The organism is Pseudomonas inefficax, from assembly GCF_900277125.1.
Classification (GTDB): Bacteria; Pseudomonadota; Gammaproteobacteria; order Pseudomonadales; family Pseudomonadaceae; genus Aquipseudomonas; species Aquipseudomonas inefficax.
The window spans coordinates 1-1,923 of sequence record NZ_OPYN01000143.1; the positions used below are offsets into that span (position 1 = coordinate 1).

Genomic DNA, 1,923 nt, shown 5'->3' on the forward strand with positions numbered 1-1,923 from the left:
CAAAGGCCTGACCGCAGCCTCCGGCAGCCCGGCCTTCAAGGACCTGGTGGCCCAGCGCGACGCCTTCACCATCGAACGCCTGCGCGCCGCCGGCGCCGTGTGCCTGGGCAAGACCAACATGCCGCCCATGGCCAACGGTGGCATGCAGCGCGGCGTGTATGGCCGCGCCGAAAGCCCTTACAACGCCGACTATCTGACCGCACCGTTCGCCTCCGGCTCGTCCAACGGTGCCGGCACTGCCACCGCCGCCAGTTTCAGTGCCTTCGGCCTGGCCGAAGAAACCTGGTCCAGCGGCCGTGGCCCGGCGTCCAACAATGGCCTGTGCGCCTATACCCCTTCGCGTGGGGTGATTTCGGTGCGTGGCAACTGGCCGCTGACACCGACCATGGACGTGGTGGTTCCCTATGCCCGCACCATGGCCGACCTGCTGGAAATCCTCGACGTGGTCGTAGCCGACGACGCCGACAAGCGCGGCGACCTGTGGCGCCTGCAACCCTGGGTGCCAATCCCGGCGGCCTCTACGGTGCGCCCGGCTTCGTACCTGGACCTGGCCGTGGATGCCAGCGCGCTCAAAGGCAAGCGCTTTGGCGTGCCGCGCATGTACATCAATGCCGATGCCGAAGCCGGTACGTCCGAGAAGCCAGGCATCGGCGGCCCGACTGGCCAGCGCATCAACACCCGCGCCACGGTCATCGACCTGTGGCAGCAGGCCCGTCAGGCCCTGGAGGCGGCTGGTGCCGAAGTGCTGGAAGTGGACTTCCCGCTGGTTTCCAACTGCGAGGGCGACCGCCCGGGCGCACCGACCGTGTACAACCGCGGCATCGTCAGCAAGGAGTTCCTGCATGACGAACTGTGGGAGCTGTCGGGCTGGGCTTTCGACGACTTCCTGCGCGCCAACGATGACCCACGACTCAACCGCCTGGCCGACGTCGACGGGCCGCAGATCTTCCCCCACGACCCGGGCACCCTGCCCAACCGTGAAGACGATCTGGCCGCCGGCATGGACGAGTACGTCAACATGGCCAAGCGTGGCCTGAAGACCTGGGACCAGATCGAGACCCTGCCCGACGGCCTGCGCGGCCTGGAGAAGACCCGCAAGATCGACCTGGAAGACTGGATGGACAACCGGGGCCTGGACGCGGTGCTGTTCCCCACCGTGGCCGACGTGGGCCCGGCGGATGCCGACGTCAACCCGGCATCGGCGGACATCGCGTGGAGCAACGGCATCTGGGTGGCCAACGGCAACCTGGCGATCCGTCACCTGGGCGTGCCGACCGTGACAGTGCCGATGGGCGTGATGGCTGATATCGGCATGCCGGTGGGGCTGACCTTTGCTGGCCGGGCTTACAGTGACAATGCGCTGCTGAGCTTTGGTGCAGCCTTCGAGGCGACCGGGTCGCGCCGGATGATCCCGCCGCGTACTCCAGCCTTGGGCTGAGGGTTAAAGGGGCCGCTTTGCGGCCCATTCGCGGGTAAACCCGCTCCCACAGGTTCACCACAGGTATTGAATACCGTGCGGTTCCTGTGGGAGCGGGTTTACCCGCGAATGGGCCTGGAAAAGCAAATCGCATAATTCAACTTTATGTGTAAAAATGCACAAAACGTTGAATCTTCGCTCTGCCATGACTCCCAACGAAGAACGCCAGCTAACCCTCACCGTCCTCAAGGCCGCCATCCAGGCCCTGGGCAGCGTCGCCGCACGCAACATTGAGATCCTCCTGCACGACCTCGACCACCCGGAACACTCCGTGGTGGCGATCGTCAACGGCCACCTTTCCGGCCGCAGCGTCGGTAGCCCGATCCTCGCCGCCCCGGAACAGGACCAGGGTTTCAAGGCACTCATGCAGGCCTCGACCTACCAGCACGGCTGTGAGCCGGTGGTGCTGCCCGATTACCCAACGACGCTCAAGGGCCGCACACTGC

At 65.8% G+C, this 1,923-nt stretch carries 2 protein-coding genes; both read left to right on the forward strand.

The window, feature by feature from the left end; translation table 11 throughout:
- Positions 1 to 1,438, forward strand: a 1,438-nt coding sequence (locus tag JV551A3_RS16360; RefSeq protein ID WP_133978924.1) for an amidase, incomplete at its 5' end; no start/stop codon positions are given.
- Between the two features lie 154 nt (positions 1,439 to 1,592).
- Positions 1,593 to 1,923, forward strand: a 331-nt coding sequence (locus tag JV551A3_RS16365; RefSeq protein WP_205125950.1) for a PAS domain-containing protein, incomplete at its 3' end; no start/stop codon positions are given.